Annotated in this window: 20 protein-coding genes; 3 read left to right on the forward strand and 17 right to left on the reverse strand. The window is 63.1% G+C overall.

What is annotated here, in order from left to right; genetic code table 11:
• Positions 1 to 147: 147 nt before the first annotated feature.
• Positions 148 to 1,176, forward strand: coding sequence for a UDP-N-acetylmuramate dehydrogenase (gene murB / locus AC3IQ7_RS08920; protein WP_099380790.1), 1,029 nt, complete (start codon positions 148 to 150; stop codon positions 1,174 to 1,176).
• A gap of 111 nt (positions 1,177 to 1,287) precedes the next feature.
• On the opposite strand, the gene ppnP is transcribed toward murB, so the two are convergent.
• From ppnP to AC3IQ7_RS08995, 15 genes are all read right to left on the reverse strand, one after another.
• Positions 1,288 to 1,602 (reverse strand): pyrimidine/purine nucleoside phosphorylase, encoded by a 315-nt coding sequence (ppnP, locus tag AC3IQ7_RS08925; protein WP_489209064.1) that lies wholly within the window; start codon positions 1,600 to 1,602, stop codon positions 1,288 to 1,290.
• A gap of 25 nt (positions 1,603 to 1,627) precedes the next feature.
• Complete coding sequence (locus AC3IQ7_RS08930) at positions 1,628 to 2,653, reverse strand: diguanylate cyclase (protein WP_322429099.1); 1,026 nt, start codon at positions 2,651 to 2,653, stop codon at positions 1,628 to 1,630.
• A gap of 10 nt (positions 2,654 to 2,663) precedes the next feature.
• Positions 2,664 to 3,716 (reverse strand): chemotaxis-specific protein-glutamate methyltransferase CheB, encoded by a 1,053-nt coding sequence (gene cheB, locus AC3IQ7_RS08935; RefSeq protein ID WP_099380812.1) that lies wholly within the window; start codon positions 3,714 to 3,716, stop codon positions 2,664 to 2,666.
• A gap of 10 nt (positions 3,717 to 3,726) precedes the next feature.
• Positions 3,727 to 6,012, reverse strand: a complete 2,286-nt coding sequence (locus tag AC3IQ7_RS08940; protein WP_099380793.1) for a hybrid sensor histidine kinase/response regulator — start codon at positions 6,010 to 6,012, stop codon at positions 3,727 to 3,729.
• The gene (locus AC3IQ7_RS08945; RefSeq protein WP_322429101.1) at positions 6,009 to 6,695 is read right to left on the reverse strand and encodes a chemotaxis protein CheW; all 687 of its coding nucleotides are present in this window, start codon (positions 6,693 to 6,695) and stop codon (positions 6,009 to 6,011) included. Before AC3IQ7_RS08945 ends, AC3IQ7_RS08940 begins: the two co-directional genes overlap by 4 nt.
• Positions 6,696 to 6,704: 9 nt before the next feature.
• The gene (locus AC3IQ7_RS08950) at positions 6,705 to 7,943 is read right to left on the reverse strand and encodes a CheR family methyltransferase (RefSeq protein WP_489209068.1); all 1,239 of its coding nucleotides are present in this window, start codon (positions 7,941 to 7,943) and stop codon (positions 6,705 to 6,707) included.
• Positions 7,940 to 8,395: a chemotaxis protein CheW gene (locus tag AC3IQ7_RS08955; RefSeq protein ID WP_489209070.1), complete on the reverse strand. Its 456-nt coding sequence runs from the start codon at positions 8,393 to 8,395 to the stop codon at positions 7,940 to 7,942. The genes AC3IQ7_RS08950 and AC3IQ7_RS08955 overlap by 4 nt, the downstream gene beginning before the upstream one ends.
• Before the next feature lie 4 nt (positions 8,396 to 8,399).
• Positions 8,400 to 10,211 (reverse strand): methyl-accepting chemotaxis protein, encoded by a 1,812-nt coding sequence (locus AC3IQ7_RS08960; protein ID WP_099380797.1) that lies wholly within the window; start codon positions 10,209 to 10,211, stop codon positions 8,400 to 8,402.
• 175 nt (positions 10,212 to 10,386) lie between these two features.
• On the reverse strand, positions 10,387 to 11,622 hold the full coding sequence (locus AC3IQ7_RS08965) for an argininosuccinate synthase (RefSeq protein WP_035825961.1): 1,236 nt from the start codon (positions 11,620 to 11,622) through the stop codon (positions 10,387 to 10,389).
• A 69-nt stretch (positions 11,623 to 11,691) separates the two neighbouring features.
• Positions 11,692 to 12,612: an ornithine carbamoyltransferase gene (gene argF / locus AC3IQ7_RS08970; RefSeq protein ID WP_099380798.1), complete on the reverse strand. Its 921-nt coding sequence runs from the start codon at positions 12,610 to 12,612 to the stop codon at positions 11,692 to 11,694.
• Between the two features lie 283 nt (positions 12,613 to 12,895).
• Positions 12,896 to 15,751, reverse strand: coding sequence for an ATP-binding protein (locus AC3IQ7_RS08975; protein WP_489209073.1), 2,856 nt, complete (start codon positions 15,749 to 15,751; stop codon positions 12,896 to 12,898).
• Positions 15,752 to 15,992: 241 nt separating this feature from the next.
• Positions 15,993 to 16,409 carry a hypothetical protein gene (locus tag AC3IQ7_RS08980; RefSeq protein WP_322429105.1) on the reverse strand — a complete coding sequence of 139 codons (417 nt, stop codon included), beginning with the start codon at positions 16,407 to 16,409 and terminating at the stop codon, positions 15,993 to 15,995.
• Positions 16,410 to 16,691: 282 nt separating this feature from the next.
• Positions 16,692 to 17,597, reverse strand: a complete 906-nt coding sequence (gene rsgA, locus AC3IQ7_RS08985) for a ribosome small subunit-dependent GTPase A (RefSeq protein ID WP_034785059.1) — start codon at positions 17,595 to 17,597, stop codon at positions 16,692 to 16,694.
• Positions 17,594 to 17,959: a 4a-hydroxytetrahydrobiopterin dehydratase gene (locus AC3IQ7_RS08990; protein ID WP_322429106.1), complete on the reverse strand. Its 366-nt coding sequence runs from the start codon at positions 17,957 to 17,959 to the stop codon at positions 17,594 to 17,596. Before AC3IQ7_RS08990 ends, rsgA begins: the two co-directional genes overlap by 4 nt.
• Positions 17,956 to 19,236 carry a M48 family metallopeptidase gene (locus tag AC3IQ7_RS08995; protein ID WP_489209076.1) on the reverse strand — a complete coding sequence of 427 codons (1,281 nt, stop codon included), beginning with the start codon at positions 19,234 to 19,236 and terminating at the stop codon, positions 17,956 to 17,958. The genes AC3IQ7_RS08990 and AC3IQ7_RS08995 overlap by 4 nt, the downstream gene beginning before the upstream one ends.
• Before the next feature lie 56 nt (positions 19,237 to 19,292).
• Here AC3IQ7_RS08995 and orn point away from each other — a divergent pair, with 56 nt between their 5' ends.
• On the forward strand, positions 19,293 to 19,901 hold the full coding sequence (gene orn / locus AC3IQ7_RS09000) for an oligoribonuclease (RefSeq protein ID WP_180287809.1): 609 nt from the start codon (positions 19,293 to 19,295) through the stop codon (positions 19,899 to 19,901).
• A 138-nt stretch (positions 19,902 to 20,039) separates the two neighbouring features.
• Here the strand turns inward: orn and AC3IQ7_RS09005 are convergent, their stop codons facing one another.
• Positions 20,040 to 20,384 (reverse strand): hypothetical protein, encoded by a 345-nt coding sequence (locus AC3IQ7_RS09005; RefSeq protein ID WP_489209079.1) that lies wholly within the window; start codon positions 20,382 to 20,384, stop codon positions 20,040 to 20,042.
• Entirely contained in the window at positions 20,381 to 21,325 is a 945-nt protein-coding gene (gene gcvA / locus AC3IQ7_RS09010; protein WP_058051030.1) for a transcriptional regulator GcvA, read from the reverse strand. Before gcvA ends, AC3IQ7_RS09005 begins: the two co-directional genes overlap by 4 nt.
• 235 nt (positions 21,326 to 21,560) lie before the next feature.
• On the opposite strand from gcvA, the gene AC3IQ7_RS09015 reads away from it, so the two are divergent.
• Positions 21,561 to 22,460 carry a DMT family transporter gene (locus AC3IQ7_RS09015; protein WP_489209081.1) on the forward strand — a complete coding sequence of 300 codons (900 nt, stop codon included), beginning with the start codon at positions 21,561 to 21,563 and terminating at the stop codon, positions 22,458 to 22,460.
• Positions 22,461 to 22,636 lie beyond the last annotated feature (176 nt).

Genomic DNA, 22,636 nt, shown 5'->3' on the forward strand with positions numbered 1-22,636 from the left:
GCGCGCTGGGCCTTGGCGGCTGATTCTGCGCCAGGGGACGGCCCTGTTAAAGATGCGACATTTTAACGGACAACGGGCAAGTCGCCCTTGTCCTGAGGTGGTTTTTTGTCGCTTTCGCTCTATAATCGAGCAAAATTTCCCTATCCCATGTCTGCAGAGCTCACCATCGAACACAATTACTCCCTCCAGCGCCTGAATACCTTCGGCATCACGGCCAGCGCGGCCGCCTACGTACGCATCACTTCGCAAGCCGAATTGCAGGCGGCGCTGCAAGATCCGGCCTTGTCCGCCATGCCGCGCCTGATACTGGGCGGCGGCAGCAACATCGTGCTGACCGGCGACTTTCCCGGCGCCGTGCTGCACATGGCCACGCGCGGCATGCGCCTGGCGCAGGCGGATTTCGAGACGATACTCGTCACGGCCGCGGCCGGCGAAAACTGGCACGATTTCGTGCAATGGACCCTGGCGCAGGGCGTGGGCGGGCTGGAAAACCTATCGCTAATCCCCGGCACGGTGGGCGCGGCGCCTATCCAGAATATTGGCGCGTATGGCGTTGAAATCAAGGATTATCTGCATAGTGTAAGCGTCATGCACAGCGCCAGCGGCATCGTCTTCGACATGGACCGCGACGCCTGCCGCTTCGCCTATCGCGACAGCATCTTCAAGCAGGCGGACGGGCGCGAGCTGATCGTGCTGGAAGTCACGTTTGCCTTGCCGGCCGAGTGGCAGCCGAACTTGCGCTATGCGGAACTGGCGCAGGCCGTGGCCGAGCGCAATCTTGCCGAGCCGACGCCGCAACAGGTGGCGGACACGGTGATGGCGATCCGTCGGAGAAAATTGCCGGACCCGGCCGTGATCGGCAATGCGGGCAGCTTCTTCAAGAATCCCGTGGTATCACGAGAGCAATGTCTTGCCTTGTTGGAACGTTTCCCGACCCTCGTGCACCATGCGCAGCCCGATGGCACGGAAAAGCTGGCGGCCGGCTGGCTGATCGATCAATGTGGCTGGAAGGGGAAAAACCTGGGGCCCGCGGGAGTGTATCCCAAGCAGGCACTGGTTCTGGTGAATAATGGCGGCGCTCGTGGCGCGGACATTACCCGGCTGGCGGCAGCGATACAGGATGATGTAGAGGCGAAATATGGCGTGCGCCTGTCGCCCGAGCCTGTGTTTGTCTAAATAGTCAATCTGCGCTTGAAAAAATGCTCAGGGCAAGGCGCATTGCCGAAGACAGTACGAATAGTACGGCGAGGCAGTGCAACGCAGCCATGGACGTTTTTTCTGCGTGGATTAACCGAAGTGGCAGACGTAGTCGACGGTCTCCAGCGTCTCGATATCAAAATAGCTACTGCCCGGGATACTGAATTGCGTGCCCGCGGCATAGCTGTGCCACTCTGTCGCATCGGCCAGGCGTACCTTGCACAGGCCGCTGACGATTTCCATGATTTCCGGCGCGCCCGTGTTGAAGCGCAACGAGGACGCGAAAATCACGCCCACGCTTTTCTTCGTGCCATCGGCCAGGATGACGTTGTGCGAGATGCATTTGCCGTCAAAGTAGATATTCGACTTCTTGACGACGCTGACATTGTCCAGTTGTTTGCTCATGCTTCACTTTCCTTGCTGTTAAAAATCAGTCCTGGACGTCAGCGGCGCTCAGCACGCTGTTGCGTCCGCCACGCTTGGCCGCGTACAGGGCCTGGTCGGCGCGGTTGATCAATTGCTCGACCGTCGAGTCCGGCGAAGGCACGATGGTGGCCACGCCGATCGAGATGGTGACGATGCCCGTGCCGGCCGCCGGGTTCTCTATCTGCAAGCCTTCCAGATGGCGCCGGCACGCTTCGGCGATCAACAACGCGCCGGCCGCTTCCGTTTCCGGCAGGATCAGGGCGAATTCTTCGCCGCCGTAGCGGGCGGCCAGGTCCGCCGGGCGTTTCAAATGTTCCGTCAGCACGGCGGCGACTTTTTTCAGGCACAGGTCGCCCGCCAGGTGGCCAAAGTGATCGTTATAGCTTTTGAAATGGTCGATATCGCAGAACAGCAAGCTCAACGGCGTCTTGTCGCGCTGGCCACGCTGCCATTCGAATTGCAGGGTTTCATCGAAGCGGCGGCGGTTGGCGATGCCCGTCAAGCCATCGAGAGCGGCTAGTTTCTGTAATTCAATATTCGCGTCGGCCAGGTTCTTCTGACTTTCTCGCAGGAAACGAAAAGCCTGGTCGCGTTGCAAGCGGCTGATGTGGGCGTTGGAATGGTAGCGTATGCGCGCCAGCAACTCCAGGCGGTCCGGCAGTTTCACCACATAATCGTTGGCGCCGACGGCAAAGCTGTGCGCCTTCAGTTTCGGGTCATCCTTGGCCGACATCACGATCACCGGCACATGCGCCAGCGCCGCGTTTTCGCGGTACAGCTGGATCAGGGCGAAGCCGTCGATGCCCGGCATCACCAGGTCTTGCAGGATGACGGTCGGTTGCAAGCGCAGCGCCGTGTCCAGCGCCTGCGTGGCGTCGGTCACGTAATGAAATTCGATATCCTGTTGCTCGCTGAGCATGCGTCGGACTGCCTCGGCAATGATCAACTGGTCGTCCACCAGCAGCACGCTGACCTTGAATTCGGTCAATGCGGGCTCAGGCTGGGTGAAACTGGAGGAGAATTCTGGCATTGCATTCTTTTCAGATGTTAGGGGAGGGCTCCCACCCATTGTTGAGTTTGGCGCCCAGGCGGCTGCGCAGGCTGGCGCCTATTCTATCCAGGGGCAGGATGAGCTGCGCCGCATCGAGTTCGGCCGCCGCGCGCGGCATGCCGTACACGGCACTGCTGGCCTGGTCTTGCGCGATGGTCGTCTTGCCGGCGCGGCGCATGGCCAGCAAGCCATCGCCGCCGTCGCGCCCCATGCCTGTGAGCAATACGCCGATGGCCTCGCCGCGCCAGTGCTGCGCCACGCAGTTGAAGAAGACATCGACGGACGGGCGGTAAACATACTCGCGTGGTGCTGCATCGTAACCCAAACGATAATTTTGATCTAGCAGCAGGTGATCATTGGTCTTGGCGATCAGTACCGTGCCGGACACCAGTTCGTCGCCTTCGGCGATCACGCGCACGGGCATGCTGAGCTGGTCATCGAGCCATTTGGCGAAGTGCGAGGCGAAGGTTTCATCGATATGCTGCACCACCACGATGGCGCAGCCGGGCGGCGCCGTCCAGCCGGACAGTACCTTGGCCACGGCCGAAGGGCCGCCCGTCGAGGCGCCGATGGCCACCAGGGTCGATACCTGGCCGTCGCCCCGTTCGCCGCCATTGCCATTCGTCTGGCGCGGCGGCGGCGTTTCGGCGCTGTGGCGTATCAGCTTGCCGATGGTCTTGATCTTGGCCAGCAGTTCGCTGTCGCCGCCCACCTGCCCCTGCAGCACGGGGGTGGCCGTGACGTCGAGCGCGCCGGCGCCCAGCGCGCGGAAGACCTGGTTGACATTGTCTTGCGGGCGGCCAGTGACCACCAGGATGGCGCACGGGCTTTGTTCCATGATCAGACGCGTCGCCTCGACGCCATCCATTTCCGGCATGTTCAGGTCCATCAGGATCAGGTCGGGGCGGTTGCCCTCGCACATGCGCACGGCTTCGAGCCCCGTGCGGGCAATCCACAGCACCTGGTGTTCCTGCGTGCTGGCCACTACGCGGCGCAGGGCTTCGGCGGCCATGGGGACATCATTGGCAATGGCAATTTTCATGAAGTACAACTCATAAGCGGGCATCTCCTATCAGGTCGGCCACCGCGTCGAGCAAGGTCTCGTCGTGGAAGCTGCCTTTGGTCAGGTAATAGTCGGCGCCGGCGGACAGGCCGCGCGCGCGGTCTTCCGGACGGTCCTTGTACGAGACGATCATCACCGGCAGCTTGTGCAGGTGCAGGTCCTTCTTGATCAGCGACACCAGTTCGATGCCATCCATGCGCGGCATGTCGACGTCGGTGATCACCAGGTCGTATTCGCCGCTGCGCACGACGTTCCAGCCGTCGATGCCGTCGATGGCCACGTCGACTTCGAAGCCGCGCGCCAGCAGCAGCTTGCGCTCCATCTCGCGCACCGTCAGCGAATCGTCGACGACGAGGATGCGCTTGGCGCGGCGCTGCTGCGTGTGGCCGGCCTGCGCCAACTGGTGCAGGCCGCCCTCGTGCAGCAGCTTGTCGATCGACAGCAGCAAATCGGGCACGTCGAGGATCAGTACGGGCTCGCCGTCGTCGAGCAGGGCTGCGGCGGAAATGTCGCGCATCTTGCCGAAAATCGGGTCGATGGCCTGCACGGCCAGGCTTTGCTCGCCGCGGATGGCGTCGACCACCAGCGCATAGCTTTGCTTGCCGCGCCCGATCACCACTACCGGCAAGTCGTCGGCCTGGTTGGCCGCTTCGCCCAGTTCCAGCACCTGCGCCGCCGACACCAGGCCCAGATGCTCGCCCTTGAGTTCAAAGAACTGCTTGTTTTCCAGGGTATGGATGGCCGCTTGCGGCACGCGCACCACGCTTTCCACCTTGACGATGGGGATGGCATAGGCTTCGCCATGCACGTCGACCACCAGCGCGCGCACGATCGATTGCGTCAGCGGCAGGGTGATCAAGGCGCGGAAACCCCGGCCCGGTTCCGATTCCAGGCGCACCGTGCCGTTTTGCTGGCGTATCGTCTCGTGCACGATGTCGAGGCCCACGCCGCGTCCGGACAACTGGTTCGCCGTCGCCTTCAGGCTGAAGGCGGGCAGGAATAAAAATTCCAGCAGCTCGCCCGGCGACAGCGCGGCGGCCATGGCGGGGCTGGCCATCTTGCGCTCGATCACGGACTGGCGGATTTTTTCCAGGTCGACGCCGCGCCCGTCGTCGCTGATCTCGATGCTCAGCATGCCGGCGCGGTGGCGCGCTTCCATGCGTATCGTGCCCAGCGCCTCCTTGCCAGCGTCGATGCGCTCGTACGGGCCTTCCATGCCATGGTCGATGGCATTGCGCAGCATGTGGTTCAGCGGGCTTTCGATCTTCGCCAGGATGTCGCGGTCGACCAGGGTGTCTTCGCCTTCGATTTCCAGCTGCACTTCCTTGCCCAGGCTGCGCGCCAGGTCGCGCACCATGCGGGGAAACGCGTGGATGCCGTCGCGGAAAGGGCGCATGCGCAGGGCCAGCACTTCGTCGACCATGCCTTGTGAAACGGCCAGCAAGCGCCGTTCATAGGTTTCGATGTCGGCGATGTGTTCGAGCATGAACTGCTTCAGGGGCTGCGTCTTTTGCAGCGCCAGCAGCGACTTTTCCATCAGGCCCGCGTCGCCCGAGCGGGCAATGGCTTCGTGCAGGTGCTCGACGGCGGAAAACAGGCTGCTCTGGTTGCGCTTGAAGCGCTGCAGCGCGCCGATGAACGGGTGCATCTGGTGCGCATTGATGCGCGATTCGCTGGCCAGCGACAGCAGTTTGTCGAAGTTTTGCGCCGCTGCCTTGGCAGTGCCAGCACCCGCGCGCGGCGCCGGGGCGGCCGTTTCCGGTTCATCTCCCGCCAGGCCGCTGGCCATGGGAGCCTGCGCTTCAGCCACCGGCGGCGGCAAGGGCGCCGCGGCCGAGGGCAGGGCCGGCAATTCGGGCAGGTCGGCGATGCCGGCGATGGCGTTCAGGGTCTGGTCGATCTGCGTCGCATTCGCGGCCAGCCACGCTTCGGCGCCCGCGTCGTCCAGCCGAGACAGCTGGACGATCAGGTCGACGCCCGACAGCAGCACGTCGACCCGTTCCGGCGTGAGTTTCAAGCGGCCATGCTGGGCGGCAACAAAACTGTCTTCCATGCCGTGCGCCAGTTGCACCACCACTTGCAGGCCGACGATGGCGGCGGCACCCTTGATCGAGTGCGCCGCGCGCATCATCGCCTCGACGGCTGCCGCATCGCCCGCATGGCGCTCCATGGCCAGCAAGCCATCGGTGAGAATCTGGGTCTGGCTGTCCGCCTCCATGCGGAACAGGTCCAGCATGGAAAAGGCACTCAGGTCGCCGTGCTGGTCCTGGCTCATCGTAATAGTCTCGCAAGTTGAAAGCCGATCAGCGCCGTATCGAGGCAGCCGATGCGCAGGTCGCCCTCGGTGATGACGCCGGACAAATAGCGCGACAGGCCCTTGTTGATGGTGGCCGCCGGCGCCTGCACGGCGCCTGACGCATAGCGCACGATGCCGTGCAGGTCGGCCACGGGCAGCGCGTAGGCCTGTTCCTCCCAGCGCATCAGCAGCAGGCGCGCGAACGTGTGGCGGCCCTTGGCCGGTGGCGCGCCCTGTTCGTCGATGCCCAGCAAGTGTGCCAGCGACATGCATGGATACAGCTTGCCGCCGATATTGACGATGCCCGCCAGGCCGCGCCCGCCACGGTGCGGCAGCACGTGCGGCTTGGCCTGTGGCGCCACGGCGTCGAATACGCGCGTGGGCAGTGCCAGCCATTCGCGGCCGATGCGAAACACCAGCGCCGAGCTGTCGCGCACTTCGCCGCCCGCATCGATCTGGCGGAAGTGGCTGGCCCAGTCGCGCTGGTAGTGCTCATCCACGGGACGTTGCAGGTTGCGCTGGGCGGCGCCCGCATACACGTCGCAGTTACGGCAATGCACGTTGGCCGGCAGCTTGGGGCAGCTCTGGTCGCCGACCACGCCGATATGGTTCCAGCAGTCGTCGATGGCGGCGGGGGACTCGGTGGCGATGAGATTTGTCATGCTTGCCCCTTAGTTGGATGCCTGGCGGCGCTGGTAGATGCGCGCCGCGCGCGCCTTCAGGGTGGCGGCGGCCGTGTGGTTGCCATTGCGTTCGGCCAGCAGGGACAGGTGGCACAGCGCCTCGTAGTGGTCGGGCTGCAGGTAGATGCAGCGGCGCCAGTAATCGTCGGCCAGGTCCATCTTGCCGGCCAGTTCATTGATGATGCCCAACATGAAATACGCTTCCGCCGCCTCGGGCACTCGCGCCAGATGGGCGTGGCATTTTTCGCCGGCCTCGCGCAATTGGCCACGGTCAGCCAGCAGGCGCGCCTCGGCCAGCAAATCGGCTTGCGCTGCTTGCGTGGCCGGCGCCGGCACGGACACGGGGCGCGTGCGCGGCGCAGCTTGTGCGACGGGAGCGGCAGTGCGCCTTGGGGCGGGCGGCACGCTGCGCAAGGTGCGCATGGCCGGCAGCGGCGCCACCTGCATGGGGCTGGCCGGCGCCGCCGTTTCCTTCTTCAGGGCGAAGGCCTGGCGAAACTGCAGCGTCGCAAAGCCGTTCTGGCAGAACGATGGCACTTCCGCATAGCCGGCCAGCAGCATGCCGTCGTCGGCCAGCAGGGCGGACAGGTTGTGGATGGCCGCGCGCGTGGTCGGCTTGTCAAAATAGATCAGCAGGTTGCGGCAGAAGATGACGTCGTAGTGGCGGCTGTAGGTGGCGGTGTCGAACTGCAGCAGATTGCCCTGCCTGAAGGTCACCTGTTCGCGCAAGGAGTCGATGATGCGGTAGGCGTCGTCGGCCACGTGCGTGAAATAGCGTTCTCGGAAGGCGACGTCCTGCGCGCGGAAGGCGTTGCGGCCATACACGCCGGCTTGCGCGCGCTCGATGCAGCCGGGACTGAGGTCATACGCATCGATGCTGAACGCCTGTTTCGGCACGCCGCCGTCGCGCAGCGCCATGGCCATCGAATACGGTTCCTCGCCGCCTGCGCAGGGAATCGACAGGATGCGCGTGGCGCGTCCCCGCGCCCAGCGTTCCTGTACCAGTTCGACGGTGGCGTAGAACGCCTGCGGGTCGCGGAACAGCCATGATTCCGGCACCACCACCAGCTCGATCAATTGCGTCATTTCGGCCGGCGTGAGCGCCTGCAGGTAGGCCTCGCTATCGCTGAAGCCCGTCTGCTCCATGCGCTGGCCGACGGCCCGCTCGGCCACGGACTTGGAAACGGACAGGCCGGTCGCGCGGCGCAGCAGGGCTTGTGCCGTCATGCTGCACTCGCGTCTTGGAACAGCAGCGCGCGCACGTCCGGCGGCAGCAGCTGTTCGAGTTCGACCAGCTGCACGATGCCGTCGGCGTCGCTGGCCACCTGGCCCAGGAAGGGGGCCGTAGCCACGCCGCTATCTTCGAGCTTTTCCGCAGCGATGTCGGCGATGCCGCGCACCTGCGTGGCCAGCAAGCCCAGCGCATGCGTGGTCCCGCCGGGCGCGCGGTAGTCGACGATGACGATGCGCGTGTCGAATTGCGCGGCGGCGGCAGGCAGTCCGGCCAGGCGCGACAGGTCGATCACGGGCACGGGCGTGCCGTGCAAGTCCATCAGGCCGGCCACGTAGTCTGGCGTGAGCGGCAACTGTTTCAGCTCCAGCAACGGCAAGACGCGCACGATGCCGGCCAGGGGCAGGCCATAGCGGTCGCGTCCGATGTGAAAGAGCAGTACTTTCATGGGATCAGATGGTGACGGCGAAGGACGACACGCTCGACTGCAGGTCGCCTGCCGCATATTGCAGCTGGTGCACCGCCTCGCTGGTGGCTTTCAGCGATTCCACCGTTTGCTGCGTGGCGTCGTTGAGCTGCATCATGGTGTCGGAAATTTGCGACGCGCCGATCGCCTGCGACTGCATGCCTTGCAGCACGGCATCGAATTGCGGCGTGAGTTTCTGCACCTGGTCCATCACGGACGACAGTTGTTCCGCCACTTGCCGCACTTCGCCCACGCTGCGGCGAATTTCTTCCGAGAATTTATCCATGCCCATCACACTGGCGGACACGGCCGACTGCATTTCCTTGAGCATTTGCTCGATATCCCAGGTGGAGACGGAAGTCTGGTCGGCCAGGCGGCGGATTTCCGTCGCCACGACAGAAAAGCCGCGGCCCGCCTCGCCCGCTTTTTCCGCCTCGATGGCGGCGTTCAGCGAGAGGATGTTGGTCTGGTCGGCCACCTTGGTGATGGTGATCAGTACGCTATTGATATTGCTGGCTTTTTCCGACAGGGCCGCCAGCTTGGCGTTGATGGAATCGGTGGCCGAGACCATGTGCTGCATGGTCGAATCCATGCGCTTGAGGTTGTTTTGCGCTTCGGCCGTGGCATTCGTCGTGTAGTCGGCCACGGCGGTGGCGTCTTCCATGGTTTTGAGCAACTGGCTCGTGTTGGCCGAGATTTCCTTTGTGGTGCTGAGAATTTCCACGCTCGTTTGCGCTTGCTCAATGCCCGTGGCTTCCTGCTGGCGTGCCGAGGCGGCGATTTCCGTGGCGGACGTCGTCACCTGGATGCCGGCCTTTTGCACATTGTTGAGCAGGCTGCGCAGATTTTCGAACATCTTCGCCAGGCCATTGCCCAGCTGGCCGATGGCGTCGCTGCCCGTGATGCTGACCTTGCCCGTCAGGTCGCCCGAGGCTGCCTTCGACACCACTTCCAGCAGCGAATCGACCTTGGCCCGCAAGCTGTTGGTGGCAGCCAGTTCATTGGCCTGATTGTCCTGGATGGTTTGCGCCATGCGGTTGAATTCTTCCGTCACCTTGCCCAGCTCGTCGCGCGAGAGGATGGCGGCGCGCGCGCTTTGCTCGCCGCCGGCGATGCGCCCGACGGCGTCCGTCAGGCTGTTCAGCGGACCGAGGATGGAACGGCCGAGCAGGTAGGAAATACCCAGCGCCAGTACCACGCACAGCAGGCCGCCCAGTGCCAGGGTCAGCAGCATGGTTTCCTGCAATTTCGCCGTCGTGGCCGTGCGTTCGGCCAGCAAGCGGGTTTCTTCGGCGGCGACTTCGTCGAGCAGCTTGTTCGCTTGCGCGACGGCCGGGTAGCCGGTCGGCGGCATGGTGCGCGCCACCGATTCCGTGGCGCCCGGCGCGTTGCCCAGCGCGCGGCGCTTCTCGATCAGGGGATTGATCCACTCCTTGACCCAGGTGGTGGTCAGCGCATCGATCTTGCGGAAGCGCTCCGACTGCAGCTTGTTGTCGACCGTCATGCTGATGGCTTTTTGCGTGTGCTGCGTCAGCACCGCCATCTCGTCCGTTTCCGGGTTCAGCGAAGCTTCGTTGCCGGTGAGAATGAAACCGCGCGCTTCCACCTGGATTTGCAGGATGGAATTGTGAATCTTGTCGATCTCGACCAGCACTTCCATCGTGTGGCGGTCCCAGGCATTGGCTTCTGACAGGCGCGAAAAGCTGTTGTAGGCGACGGCCAGCAAGATCAGGATGATGGCCACGATGGAGCCGAAGCCCAGGTACAGTTTATTCTTGATACTCAGGTCTTTGAACATGGGAGGGCTCCGGAAGCGGGAAGGTCAGCACAATTGCACTGTAGCATTTTGCCACGCAGACAGCAAAATGGGGGGCGTGCAGGGGCGTAAATCGCGGCAGAGTGCGCTGTAAACGGAAAAAGCCGCCCGTGGGCGGCTTCGGTGGATGCGGGAGATAGTGCCTCCCGGCAACTAATTACTTCTGGCCGCGCTTTTCGCGGGCGATGGCGGCGATGCGCATGCGCAAGGCGTTCAGCTTGATGAAGCCGCCGGCGTCGGCCTGGTTGTAGGCGCCGCCGTCTTCGTCGAAGGTGGCGATGTTCATGTCGAACAGCGAATCCGTCTTCGAATCGCGCGAAACGACGATGACATTGCCCTTGTACAGCTTGATGCGTACCCAGCCGTTCACGGTTTCCTGCGTGTGGTCGATCAGGGTTTGCAGGGCAACGCGCTCAGGCGCCCACCAGTAGCCGTTGTAGATCATCGACGCGTAGCGCGGCATCAGGTCATCTTTCAGGTGGGCCACTTCGCGGTCCAGGGTGATCGATTCGATGGCGCGGTGGGCTTTCAGCATGATGGTGCCGCCCGGGGTTTCATAGCAGCCGCGCGATTTCATGCCGACATAGCGGTTTTCCACCAGGTCCAGGCGTCCCACGCCATGCTTGCCGCCAACTTTGTTCAGTTCGGCCAGCACGGTGGCAGGCGACATGCGCACGCCGTTGATGGCGACGATATCGCCTTTTTCGTATTCGATGTCCAGGTATTCCGCTTCGTCCGGGGCGTTTTCCGGGCTGACGGTCCAGCGCCACATCGTTTCTTCTGCTTCGGCGCTCGGGTTTTCCAGGTGGCGGCCTTCAAAGCTGATGTGCAGCAAGTTGGCATCCATCGAGTACGGCGCACCGCCGTTTTTGTGCTTCATGTCGATTTCGATGCCGGCGTCTTCCGCGTACTTCAGCAGTTTTTCGCGCGACAGCAGATCCCATTCGCGCCATGGCGCGATGATTTTTACGCCTGGCTTGAGGGCATAGGCGCCCAGTTCGAAACGCACCTGGTCGTTGCCCTTGCCGGTCGCGCCGTGCGAGATGGCGTCGGCGCCCGTGGCGTTGGCGATTTCGATCAGGCGCTTGGCGATCAAAGGACGGGCGATCGAGGTGCCCAGCAGGTACTCGCCTTCATACACGGTGTTGGCGCGGAACATCGGGAAGACGAAATCGCGCACGAATTCTTCGCGTACGTCTTCGATATGGATGTTTTCCGGCTTGATGCCGAATTTGATGGCCTTGGCGCGCGCCGGTTCCAGTTCTTCGCCCTGGCCCAGGTCGGCCGTGAAGGTGACGATTTCGCACTGGTAGTTATCTTGCAGCCATTTCAGGATGACGGAGGTGTCGAGTCCGCCGGAATAGGCCAGGACTACTTTTTTAATGTCGCTCATATTGCTTCCAGTTGTCGTTGTCGATGTATGTGTTGCGATGCTGCCAGGTGTTATGCAGTGCCTGGCGAATTAGTTGATTTTACCGAGTAACAGGTATTCGATCAGCGCTTTTTGCACGTGCAAACGGTTTTCCGCTTCGTCCCACACCACCGATTGGGGGCCGTCGATCACTTCGGCGGCTACTTCCTCGCCGCGGTGGGCGGGCAGGCAGTGCATGAACAGCGCGTCGGGCGCGGCGCGGGACATCTTCGCGCCATCGACGATCCAGCCGTCGAAGGCGGCGATGCGGGCCGCGTTTTCCGCTTCGTAGCCCATGCTGGTCCACACGTCCGTGTTGACCAGGTGCGCGCCTTCGCATGCGTCCGACGGGTTGGCGAAGAAGGTGTAGCGCTCGGTCTTGACTTGCGCCAGGTCGATGTCGTAGCCCTTTGGCGTCGACACGTTGACGTGGAAGCCGAACACTTCGGCCGCTTGCAGCCACGAGTACAGCATGTTGTTGGCGTCGCCGATCCAGGCGACGACCTTGCCGGCGATCGAGCCGCGGTGTTCGATATAGGTGAAGATGTCGGCAAAGACCTGGCACGGGTGGTGTTCATTGGTCAGGCCATTGATCACCGGCACGCGCGAATTGGCGGCGAAACGCTCGATGATTTCCTGGCCGAAGGTGCGCACCATGATGATGTCGCACATGCGCGACATGACCTGGCCCGCGTCTTCCACCGGCTCGCCGCGGCCCAGCTGGGAATCGCGCGTGTTCAGGTAGATGGCGGCGCCGCCCAGCTGATGCATGCCGGCTTCGAACGACAATCGCGTGCGGGTCGAGTTCTTTTCAAAGACCATCACCAGGGTGCGGTCGATCAGCGGATGGTAGATTTCATAGTTCTTGAACTTGCGCTTGATCAGATGGGCGCGTTCGATCACATATTCGTACTCTTCCAACGTGAAATCGGAGAACTGGAGGTAGTGCTTGATCGGTTTTTTTGTCGACATAATGACCACTTGAAGATGCGCAGGCCGCCGGCGGCGTGCCTTTCCCGCCGGGTTGCATCAGCGTACAACATCTCGTCTGATGACTGCCTCGCCCGGCGCGCTGCTGTGTTGATCGGTGCCAGCGCGACGCCTGTCGCGCGGGTCGATGCAGTTTGCCAAGTTGAAAATAATGCAATGGCAAGTACTTCAGCCGTTCAATTATAAGGGTTTTGCTTTTAGATTGGAAAGACTGGCCGGGCGCGTACTTGTATAGGCAAGCCTGCGCCCGGGCAAACGGTGGTGGTTAATAGATGCTGGCGGGCGCAGCGCCGTCCAGCTGGGGCGCTTCCAGCGGCAAGTCCAGGGTGAAGCGCGTGCCGGCGGGGCTGCTGGCCACCTGGATGGTGCCGCCCAGCAGGGCCGTGACGATGTTGTAGCTGATCGACAAACCCAGGCCGCTGCCACCCTGGCCCAGCTTGGTGGTAAAGAAGGGGTCGAAGATGCGCGACAAATGTTGTTCCGCGATGCCGCCGCCATTGTCCTCGAAGACGATCTGCACGCGCGCCGCTTCCATCGTGGCGGACAGGCGCATGCAACCGGTGCCGGCGGCGCCATCGTTGGGCGCGGGAGCGAAGGCATGCAGCAGGGCATTGTTGATCAGATTGGTGATCACCTGGCCGAACGGACCCGGATAGCTGTCCATGGCGATGCCGAAGGCTATCTCCACTTCGATGCGGTGGCCCGAACTGCGGATGCGGTTCATGACGGTGGCGATGATTTCATTGCTTACTTGTTGCAAGTCAAACCGGCGCCGCTGCTCGGTGGTGCGGTCGACGGCCACCTGCTTGAAGCTGTTGACCAGGTCGGCCGCGCTGCGCAGGCCCCGCATCACCAGCGCCGACGCCTTGCCCGCATCGTCGATGAAGGCGGCCAGGTCCGAGCGGCGCAGGCCGGGGCCGTTCATCAGGCGTTCCACGTCTTCCGTTTTTTGTTGCATGGTGCTGGCGATCAGCAGACTGTTACCGATCGGGGTATTCAGCTCATGCGCCACGCCGGCCATCAAGGAACCGAGGGCGGCCAGTTTTTCCTGCGATACCAGTTGCGCCTGGGCATCTTGCAATTGCCGGTAGGCGCTGGCATTGTCGAGCGCGATGGCGCCATACGCGCACAGGGTGCGAAAGATCAGCCGCTCGCGTTCGCCATACGCGTTGGCATGGCAGGCTTGCACCGTCATCACGCCCAGCACGCGCTCGCCCACCATCAGCGGCACGTACAGCACGCTCTGGTTATGCAGGGTGCCGGGCACCGTGTAGGCGTGGCGGCGCGGCGGTACCTGGTCGATATACACTTCGCGCCGGCCCAGCAGGCAGCGCACGGAGTAGGCGCGTGGATTGTTCAGTGGAATGGCGTTGTCGGACAGGGGCCGGCCCGCTTCCATGCCATGCGCGCGGCGCAGCGCCGTGCCTGCCGCGTCGAGCATGTAGACGGCGAAAGTGTTGACGGGCAGCAAGGCATGCACATGGCGGTCGAGCACCTGGAATACGGCGCTGGCGTCGAGGTGGGTGGTGATTTCCTGGCCGATGGCCGACAGCCGTTCCAGGGTGTCGCTGGTCTGCTGCAGCACTTCGGCGCGGCGCGCTTCGGAGGCGGCCAGTTCGCGGTGGTGATAGCCTTCCGAGCGTGCATGTTCCGTCTGGTGGTAGACCTGCATGGCGGTGGCGCGGTTGCTCGCCTGCTGGGTGTGGCTTTTTTCACGCGCCATGCCCGCATCGAGGGCGATATCGTAGGCGCGCGCATAGTCGCCCGCGTGCGCGTATTCGCGCGCCAGCGCGTCGAGCAGTTCGCCCGGCGGCGAATAGCCTTCGATGGAGGCGGCCACCTGCAGCGCCTGGTGCAGGAAATGCAGGGCGGGATTACGTTCCAGCATGTCTGCGGGCGGCGGCAACTCATGGCGCGCATGCAGCATGGACAAGACGCGCAGCGCCGCCACCTGGTGCATGGCGTCGCCTTGCGCGGTGGCCAGCTGGCAAGCCCGCTCGGCCGCTTGCAGCGCCTCGTCCGGGCGGTCCAGGTAGGACAGTGCGTGGGCGCTGCCGCGCTGGGCCATGCTGCGGAAATCGGCCTGGCCCAACGCTTCGGCCCGCTGCGCCAGCCGGCTGAAGGCGTCGAGCGCCGTGTCGTAATCGCCCTTGTCCAGGCTCAGTTCGCCCAGGTGGAACAGGGCGTTGGCATAGGTGCGCGCACCTGCCACGGGCGCCAGGATGAGCAGCGCCTGGCGCAGCAAGTCTTCGGCAGCGGCCAGGCGCCCCAGCTTGCGCATGGTTTCGGCCGTATGCGTCTGGCAGGCGCCGATGCTGCGCGGCCAGCCCGTGGGGCGCGCCAGGTCCAGCGCGCACTGCATCCATTCGAGGGCCGATTCGTTGTCGTTGAGACTGGAAAAACAATCGCCGATATTGATGGCGGCCGTGATGGCGCCGCGCAGCTGGCCGCTTTCCAGCGCCGCCTCGTAGCTTTGCATGTAGTGGCCGGCAGCCGTGCCCAGGTCGCGCGAGGTGTGCGCCAGCAAGCCGCGGAAGTCATGCACCCAGGCAGCCAGCGGCGCGGGCAGCTTGCCGCTGGCGCCGTCGGCCTGGAAGGCGCCGCCCCAGCGGGCTTGGGCGGCCGGTGCATCGCGCAACACGGCCCAGCGCGCCGTGGCCGCGTCGGCCAGGCTGGCGCGCATCGCATCGCCGGCGCTGCGCGCTTGTTCGGCAGCGGCCAGCAATTCGGCATCGCAGCGGGCATGGTCGCCCCGGTCGACGGCAATCGAGGACAGCAGCCAGTGGGCGTCGGCGCAAGCGGCGCCGTCGCCGTGGGCGCACAGGATGGCGTGCGCCGCCATGGCCAGGTTTTCGGCCACATCGAGCGCACCTTGCAGCCATGCCACTTCCGCCTGTACCAGTTGCAGGCGCGCCTGCGCGATGGCCAGGGCGTGGTCCGGCAGTTGGGCCTGGGGCAGCAAGGCCGCCGCTTCGGCCGCATGGTGCAGCGCCTGTGCGCAGTTGCGCTGGCGCAAATGCCAGGCCAGCAGCATCAGCAAGGGCAAGCGCTCCAGGGCGCGCAATGGCCGCAGTGTGTCTTCCCACTGTGCAATGTCATGTTCGAGTGCGAACATTTCCATCCGAAATCTCCTGCAAGGCGATGGTGTTGGCCCGCGGCCAGTGACACCTTATTGGATCGCATTGTAAGCTGCATTCGGATGCAGTTGTTTGGCCGACTCGACAGTATTTTTTGCGCGCGCCCTTTCAGGCTGCGCAAAGCGGGTGGGGCGTGCACCAGCCCCTGCCGGCCGATGCACGCCCCGTGGACAGGCTGGCGATGGCTTGCCGGCCAGTTGCCGCGCTGCTTGCCGTGCTACCTGCTTAGCGGCCGGCGAAGTGCACGGTGCTGGCCGTTTCGCCAGCCTTGGCGATGGCGCCCGGAATATTGTTCAGTCCGGTAATGGCGATGACGTCGCCATCGTTGCGAAATTCCATGCGGGTGCCGCCGGCCGTTTCAAAGACGCCCGGCGCGCGGCCGAACAGTTCTATTTCGGGCTGGCCCTTGATTTGCGTGAAGTAGCGGTTGACTTGCTGGCGCAGCAGCAAGGTATCGCCCGTGTCTAGCTGGTAGCGATTGCCGTACTGGCTGAATTCCTGCGGGGCCAGTTTGTAGACCTTGCCGGAGACCTGGACCTTGTCCTGGTCGCCGATTTCCAGCGCGCTGGCGCTGAGGCAAGACAGGCCGAGGACGAGGGCGGCGCTGCCAAGGGCGAGGGTACGCGAGAACGATGCTTTCATGATTTCACCTTGTGATCAAAATGCTGGTTGGAGTTAGACCAATGTTGTCTCCAGCAGGTTCGCTGGCGGGGACAATGCCAAGGTAGCAAGGGGACCTGCGCGATGCCAGCGCAAAGCGATGAAACGCCGGAATCCGGCGCTGAAACGCGAATTCGGGCGATGGATGGTTTTGGAATGAATGCGCGAAAGCAGGCTGAACAACAGAATTTAATTCTGTTTAATTCGTGGTGGTAATGTTTTTGTCGGTTTGGCGCCCGCGCCGATGGCGGGCGCCAGGCGCGTTCAATACAGCGTTTGCGCCGATTCGTGCAGCAGCTGGCCGTACAGGGTATGGCGCATCTTGGCGATCTTGCCTTCAGACAAGGCTTGCAGGATGGCGCACTGCGGCTCGATCAGGTGGCGGCAGTTATAGAACTTGCAGCCGCCAAGATACGGCTGGAATTCGCGGAAGGCCCGCTCCAGCATGCCTTCGGACAAGTGGTACAGGCCGAATTCCTGGAAGCCCGGCGAATCGATGATGGAGCTGTTCGCGCCCAGTTCGTCGAGCTTGTACAGGCGCGTAAAGGTCGTCGTGTGCTTGCCCGTGTCGAGCGCTGCCGAGATTTCGCGCACGGCGATGTCGGCGTCCGGCACCAGCAGGTTGATCAAGGACGACTTGCCCATGCCCGACTGGCCGATGAGGATGGATGATTGGCCCGCCAGCAGCGGCGCCAGGGTGGCCACGGCGTGCTCGGGTTCGGCGCGGGCCGACACTTCATCGACGGGATAGCCCATCGATGAATACGGCAGCAGGCGTTCGCGGGCGCGTTCCAGTGAAGCGGTCACGTCCGTTTTGTTGAGGATGATGCGCGCCTCGATGCCGGCCGCGTCGGCCGCCACCAGCGAGCGCGAGATCAGGTCGTCGGCAAAGCCCGGTTCCGTCGCCACGACGATGAACAGCTGCGTCAGGTTGGCGGCCAGCAATTTCGACTTGTACTGGTCCGAGCGGTACAGCAGGGTCTTGCGTTCCTCGATGCGGTCGATGACGGCCTGGTCGTTGGACGTGCGCGTCAGGTGCACGATGTCGCCCACGGCCACATTGGTTTTCTTGCCGCGCGTCACGCATTGCAGCTTGGCGCCGTCCACGTCGGCCAGGTAGTGGCGGCCGTGGGCGGCGATGATGACGCCTGTCAACTTGCCTTCGCTCATGGGGCCACCTGGCTGCTCTGGTAGATGAGGTCTGCCTTGGCGGCGCAGATGAAGTCGTTTTCGGACAGGCCGCCGGCGCCCTGGTTGACCGAGTGCGTGTCGTAGCGCACGGCGCAGGTTTTGTAAGTAATGATGAGCTCCGGATGGTGATCTTGTGTATGGGTCATATAGGCCAGGGCGTTCACGAACGCCAGGGTCTGGTAGTAATTCTTGAAGCCGAAGTCGCGGCACAGCTTGCCGTTTTGCAAGCTCCACTGCGGCAGCAGGGCGTGCAGGGTGGCGATATCCGTGTCGCCCAGCGCCTGCTGGCGCGGCGTGCAGGACAGTTGGACCAGTTCTTGCGAAGTCGATGGCGTATTCATGTGGCAGCCCCTTTCAGGTGGCGGATGCGCACGCTGGCCGGTGGGTGGCTATCGTAAAAGGCCGAGTGCAGCGGGTCGGGCGTCAGGGTCGACGCATTGTCTTCATACATTTTGACGAGCGCCGAGACCAGGTCGTCCGCCTGCGTGTGCGTGGCGGCAAAGGCGTCGGCTTCGAATTCGTGCTTGCGCGAGCTGAGCGAGGTCAACGGGCCCAGCAGGAAAGTGAAGACGGGCAAGGCCAGCATGAACAGCAGCAGGGCCAGCGCATCCGTCGGCTGGCCAGTGAGCGCCAGGGCAACAGGGTCGACGCCCAGGCCCGCGTAAAACCATGGCTGCGACTTCAGGAAGCCCAGCAGCGCGAGGAAACCCAGCGAGATGACGAACATTATGGCGATGCGCTTGACGATATGCTTGAGCTTGAAGTGGCCCAGTTCATGCGCCAGCACGGCTTCGATTTCCTGCGGCGCCAGGCGCGACAGCAGGGTGTCGAAGAAAACGATGCGCTTGTTGGCGCCAAAGCCCGAGAAATACGCATTGCCGTGGGCGCTGCGCTTCGAGCCATCCATGACGAACAAGCCTTTCGAGGCGAATCCGACGCGCTGCATCAAGCCTTCGATGCGGCTTTTCAGCGCTTCGTCGGCCAGCGGCGTGAATTTGTTGAACAGGGGGGCGATGACGGTGGGAAACAGCACCATCATCAGCAACTGGAAGCCGCTCCAGACGAACCAGGCGTACAGCCACCACAAGTCGCCCGACTTGGCCATCAGGGTCAGCACGACCCAGATCAGCGGCAGGCCGATGACGGCGCCCAGGCCCACACCCTTGAGCATGTCCGTGAAGAACAGCTTGCGCGCCATGGTATTGAAGCCGAAGCGCTGCTCCAGCACGAACTGGCGGTAGTAATCGAAGGGCAGGTCGATCAGGCCGGAAATGGCGGCAAAGGCGGCGATCAGGCCGATCTGGTACAGCATGGGCGAACCCGGCCCCATCCATTCATTCAGGTGCAGCGCCAGCCATTGCAGGCCGCCCAGCAAGGTAAAGCCGATCAGCACGGCATAGTTGATCAGCAGGGTCAGCAAGCCGAACTTGGTCTTCGCCACCGTGTAGTCGGCCGCCTTCTGGTGCGCGGCCAGCGGGATCTTTTCCGCGAACTCGGCAGGCACGGCGGCGCGGTGCGCCAGCACGTGGCGGATCTGCCGCGAAGCGAGCCAGAAGCGCACGGCCAGGGTCAAAACGAGGACGGATACAAACAAAATCGAAAACGCGAGTGAATACATTCTGTGCCTGTGAGAAAATGGCTGATTATTTAGTTTGATTAGGCCAAGAGAGAATTATGTCACAAGCGACCGACTTATCTGCACCCACCTCTGCATCCACCCCCGCACCCGCCGTGCCCGCACGTCCAAATGAGATGAACCTGGTCTGGGTCGACATGGAAATGACGGGTCTGGAGCCCGATACCGACCGCATCATCGAGGTGGCGGTCGTGGTGACGGACATGCACTTGAACCTGCTGGCCGAAGGCCCCGTGTTCGTGATTCACCAGTCGGATGAAACCCTGAACAAGATGGACGCCTGGAACAAGGGCACGCACGGCCGCTCGGGCCTGATCGACAAGGTCAAGGCGTCGACCGTGACGGAAGCCCAGGCGGAAGCGGAATTGATCGCGTTCCTGAAGAAATACGTGCCGGCAGGCAAGTCGCCCATGTGCGGCAACACCATTGGCCAGGACCGCCGCTTCATGGTGCGCGGCATGCCGAAGCTGGAAGCATTCTTCCACTATCGCAATGTTGACGTGTCGACACTGAAAGAGCTGTGCAAGCGCTGGAAGCCGGAAATCGCCACCGGTTTCAAGAAACACCAGAAGCACACGGCGCTGGCCGATATCCTCGAATCGATCGAGGAATTGAAGTACTACCGCGAGCACTTCATTAAATTGTAAGTTGAAAACGCCTCACAAAACCTACTGCGCGTCGGTATAGGCGGCCTGCGATGCTCACCGTACTAGAGTACGGTTGCGCTTCTTAGCCACCTCTCCCTTCCGCTCGCTACGGTTTTGTGAGGCGTCGCGAAGGTTCTGTTACATCGTATCAAAGTCAAAATCGAGGGTGTGCCAAACGCCGTCTTCATCCTGCCACTCCAGCGCAAACGGCCCTGTTTGCCGTAGTTCCATGACCCAGACGGTAGCTCCAGGTTCGCGAAAATACGCCACGCACTGCCCGAACGGTTGCTCCAGCCGGCACAGCACCAATCCCTCGCCCGCCACGGCGCACCATTGCTCATTGATGTCGATCAAGGCCACGGCCGGGTCGCCATAGAATTCGCCCAGGCTGGCTTGCCGGCCATCGGCCGCCGTCACCGTGGCCTGTTCATAGTCATGCTGGACTACGTATTGCGCGCTGCGCGCCAGTTCCCTGCTCGTCATGCGGTCTCCACGGTGGGCCAGACGGTTTCCTGGTCGGCGCGCGCCTCGGCGATCAGCCATTCGCAGAATGCGTGCACGAGGGGCCGCGTTTCCGCCTGGGGCGAGCGCAGCAGATAATAGCAGTGTGGTCCGCGCACGGCGTGTTCGAACACGCGCACCAGGCGGCCCGAGCGCAGGTCGTCGCCGATCAGGGGGCTGGCGGCAATGGCCACGCCCTGGCCGCTGGCGGCCGCGTCCAAACATAGATAGGTGTGCGAAAAGCGCGCGCCGCTGTTGCCGCTATTGCCGCTGTAATGCACGCCGCAGCTGTGCAGCCAGCGCGTCCAGTCGATTTCGCCGGGCAGATGCACTTCCGGCTCGTCGTGCAGCAGCGGATAGCGCAGCAGGTCGGCGGGCTGGCGCAGGCTGGCCGCGTTGGCGCGAAAATCGGGGCTGCAGACGGCGGAAAACCATTCTTCCATGAGCAAATCGACTTTGAGGCCCGGATAGCGGCCCGGTCCCAGGCGGATGGCCACGTCCACGCCATCGCGCGCCAGGTCGACCGGGTGCATCGAGGCCAGCACGCGCAGTTCGATCTGCGGATAGCGGTCGCGCAGACGGCCCAGGCGCGGCATCAGCCAGCGCGAGACGAGCGAGCTGGTAGCCGTCACCGTCACCACCTTGTCGTCGCCCTGGCGCCGCGCCTGCTCGGAGACGTCGGCCAGCTGGTTGAGGATCGGCCCCAGCGAGGCCGCATAGCGCTGCCCGGCATTGGTCAGCACGACGCCGCGCGGCAGGCGTTGGAACAGCACGATGCCGAGCCACGCTTCCAGCTGTTTCACGTGGTGGCCGATGGCGCCGGCCGAGACGTGCAATTCTTCTCCCGCGCGCTGGAAGCCTTCATGGCGGGCGGCCGCCTCGAAGGCGTGCAGGGCGGCGAGTGGGGGCAAGGGACGTGACATGGCACTCTCAAGAGAATTGAGCCTCAGTAATATTCGGCCTATCCGTGAAGAATATTGGTTTGTTTCATTTTGCGCAAGCGAATATGATGCCGTCACTGCGTGAAGTGACCCGCAATATGATTAATGCAGGATTTTTTGCGCAAGCATCCCAAGCCAGGAGCGAGACCGCCCGCAGAGGCGCTCCGGACAGCCCGCCTTGTTCTTCGTTCTACCCGATTTATTGAAGAGGTTTAGCATGTCTGATCGCCGCGCTGTTGCGCTGGTGTTGCTGTCGGCCGCCGGTTTCGGCAGTTCCGCAGTGTTTGCCAAGGCGGCATATGCGTCCGGGGTCAACCCGTCGACCATGCTGGCCTTGCGTTTCGTCATCGCCGCCATGTTGTTGCTGCCGCTCGTATGGCTCGGTGGCTGGCGCTTGCCGCGCGGCCGCCTGCTGGCCGGCTACATGCTGATGGGCTTGATGTACACGGCCCAGTCGCAAGGCTATTTCAATGCCCTGATGTATGCCAGCAGTGGCCTGTGCGGCATGTTGCTGTATGTGTATCCCGTGCTGGTCACCATCCTCGCGCTGGCGCTGGGCTGGGAAAAGCTGGACCGCCGCATGCTCGTGCTGATGGCGCTGGCGATTGCCGGCATGGCCATCACCCTGGGCGGCAAGCTGCAGGGCCAGCCCATCGGCATCGCGCTGGCATTGATGGCCGCCGGGGTGTATGCCGTGTACATCCTGTTTGGCAACAGCCTGTCGAAAAGCCGCGAGAATATTCACTCATTGGCCGCTTGCGTGGTGATCCTGGGCACGGCCGGCCTGTCGAACAGCGCGATTGCCTTGTGGCAAGGCGTGTCCTTGCCGGGCACGGCGACGGGCTGGTTGGCCGTCAGCGCCATTGCCCTGTTCTCGACGGCCATCGCGATTGCCGCCTTCTTTGCCGGCGTGGCGCAAATTGGCGCGGCCAAGGCGTCCATTATTTCCACGTTTGAACCCGTCATCACGATGGCGTTCGGCGTGACCTTGCTGAAGGAATCCGTGAGCGGCACGCAATTGCTGGGCGGTGCCATGGTGCTGGCCGCCGTCGTCTTGCTGGCGCAGCGTCCCACTGCCAAGCCGGTTTCCATGCCGGCCGTGCAAGCGAGCGCCTGACCTTTTTTCCCGAACTGATCGGTTGTATTGATCGGTCTCCTTTGCGCCGCGACGGGTTTCCTGTCGCGGCGCTTTTTTTTGACCGCGCACAAATAACTCTTGATTGCGAATGATTCTCATTTATAATTGATTTCAAGATTCCCTACCACCAGCCAGCCCATGCCAGCCAGTGTTCG

Source organism: Janthinobacterium sp. GL_088 (genome assembly GCF_057837845.1).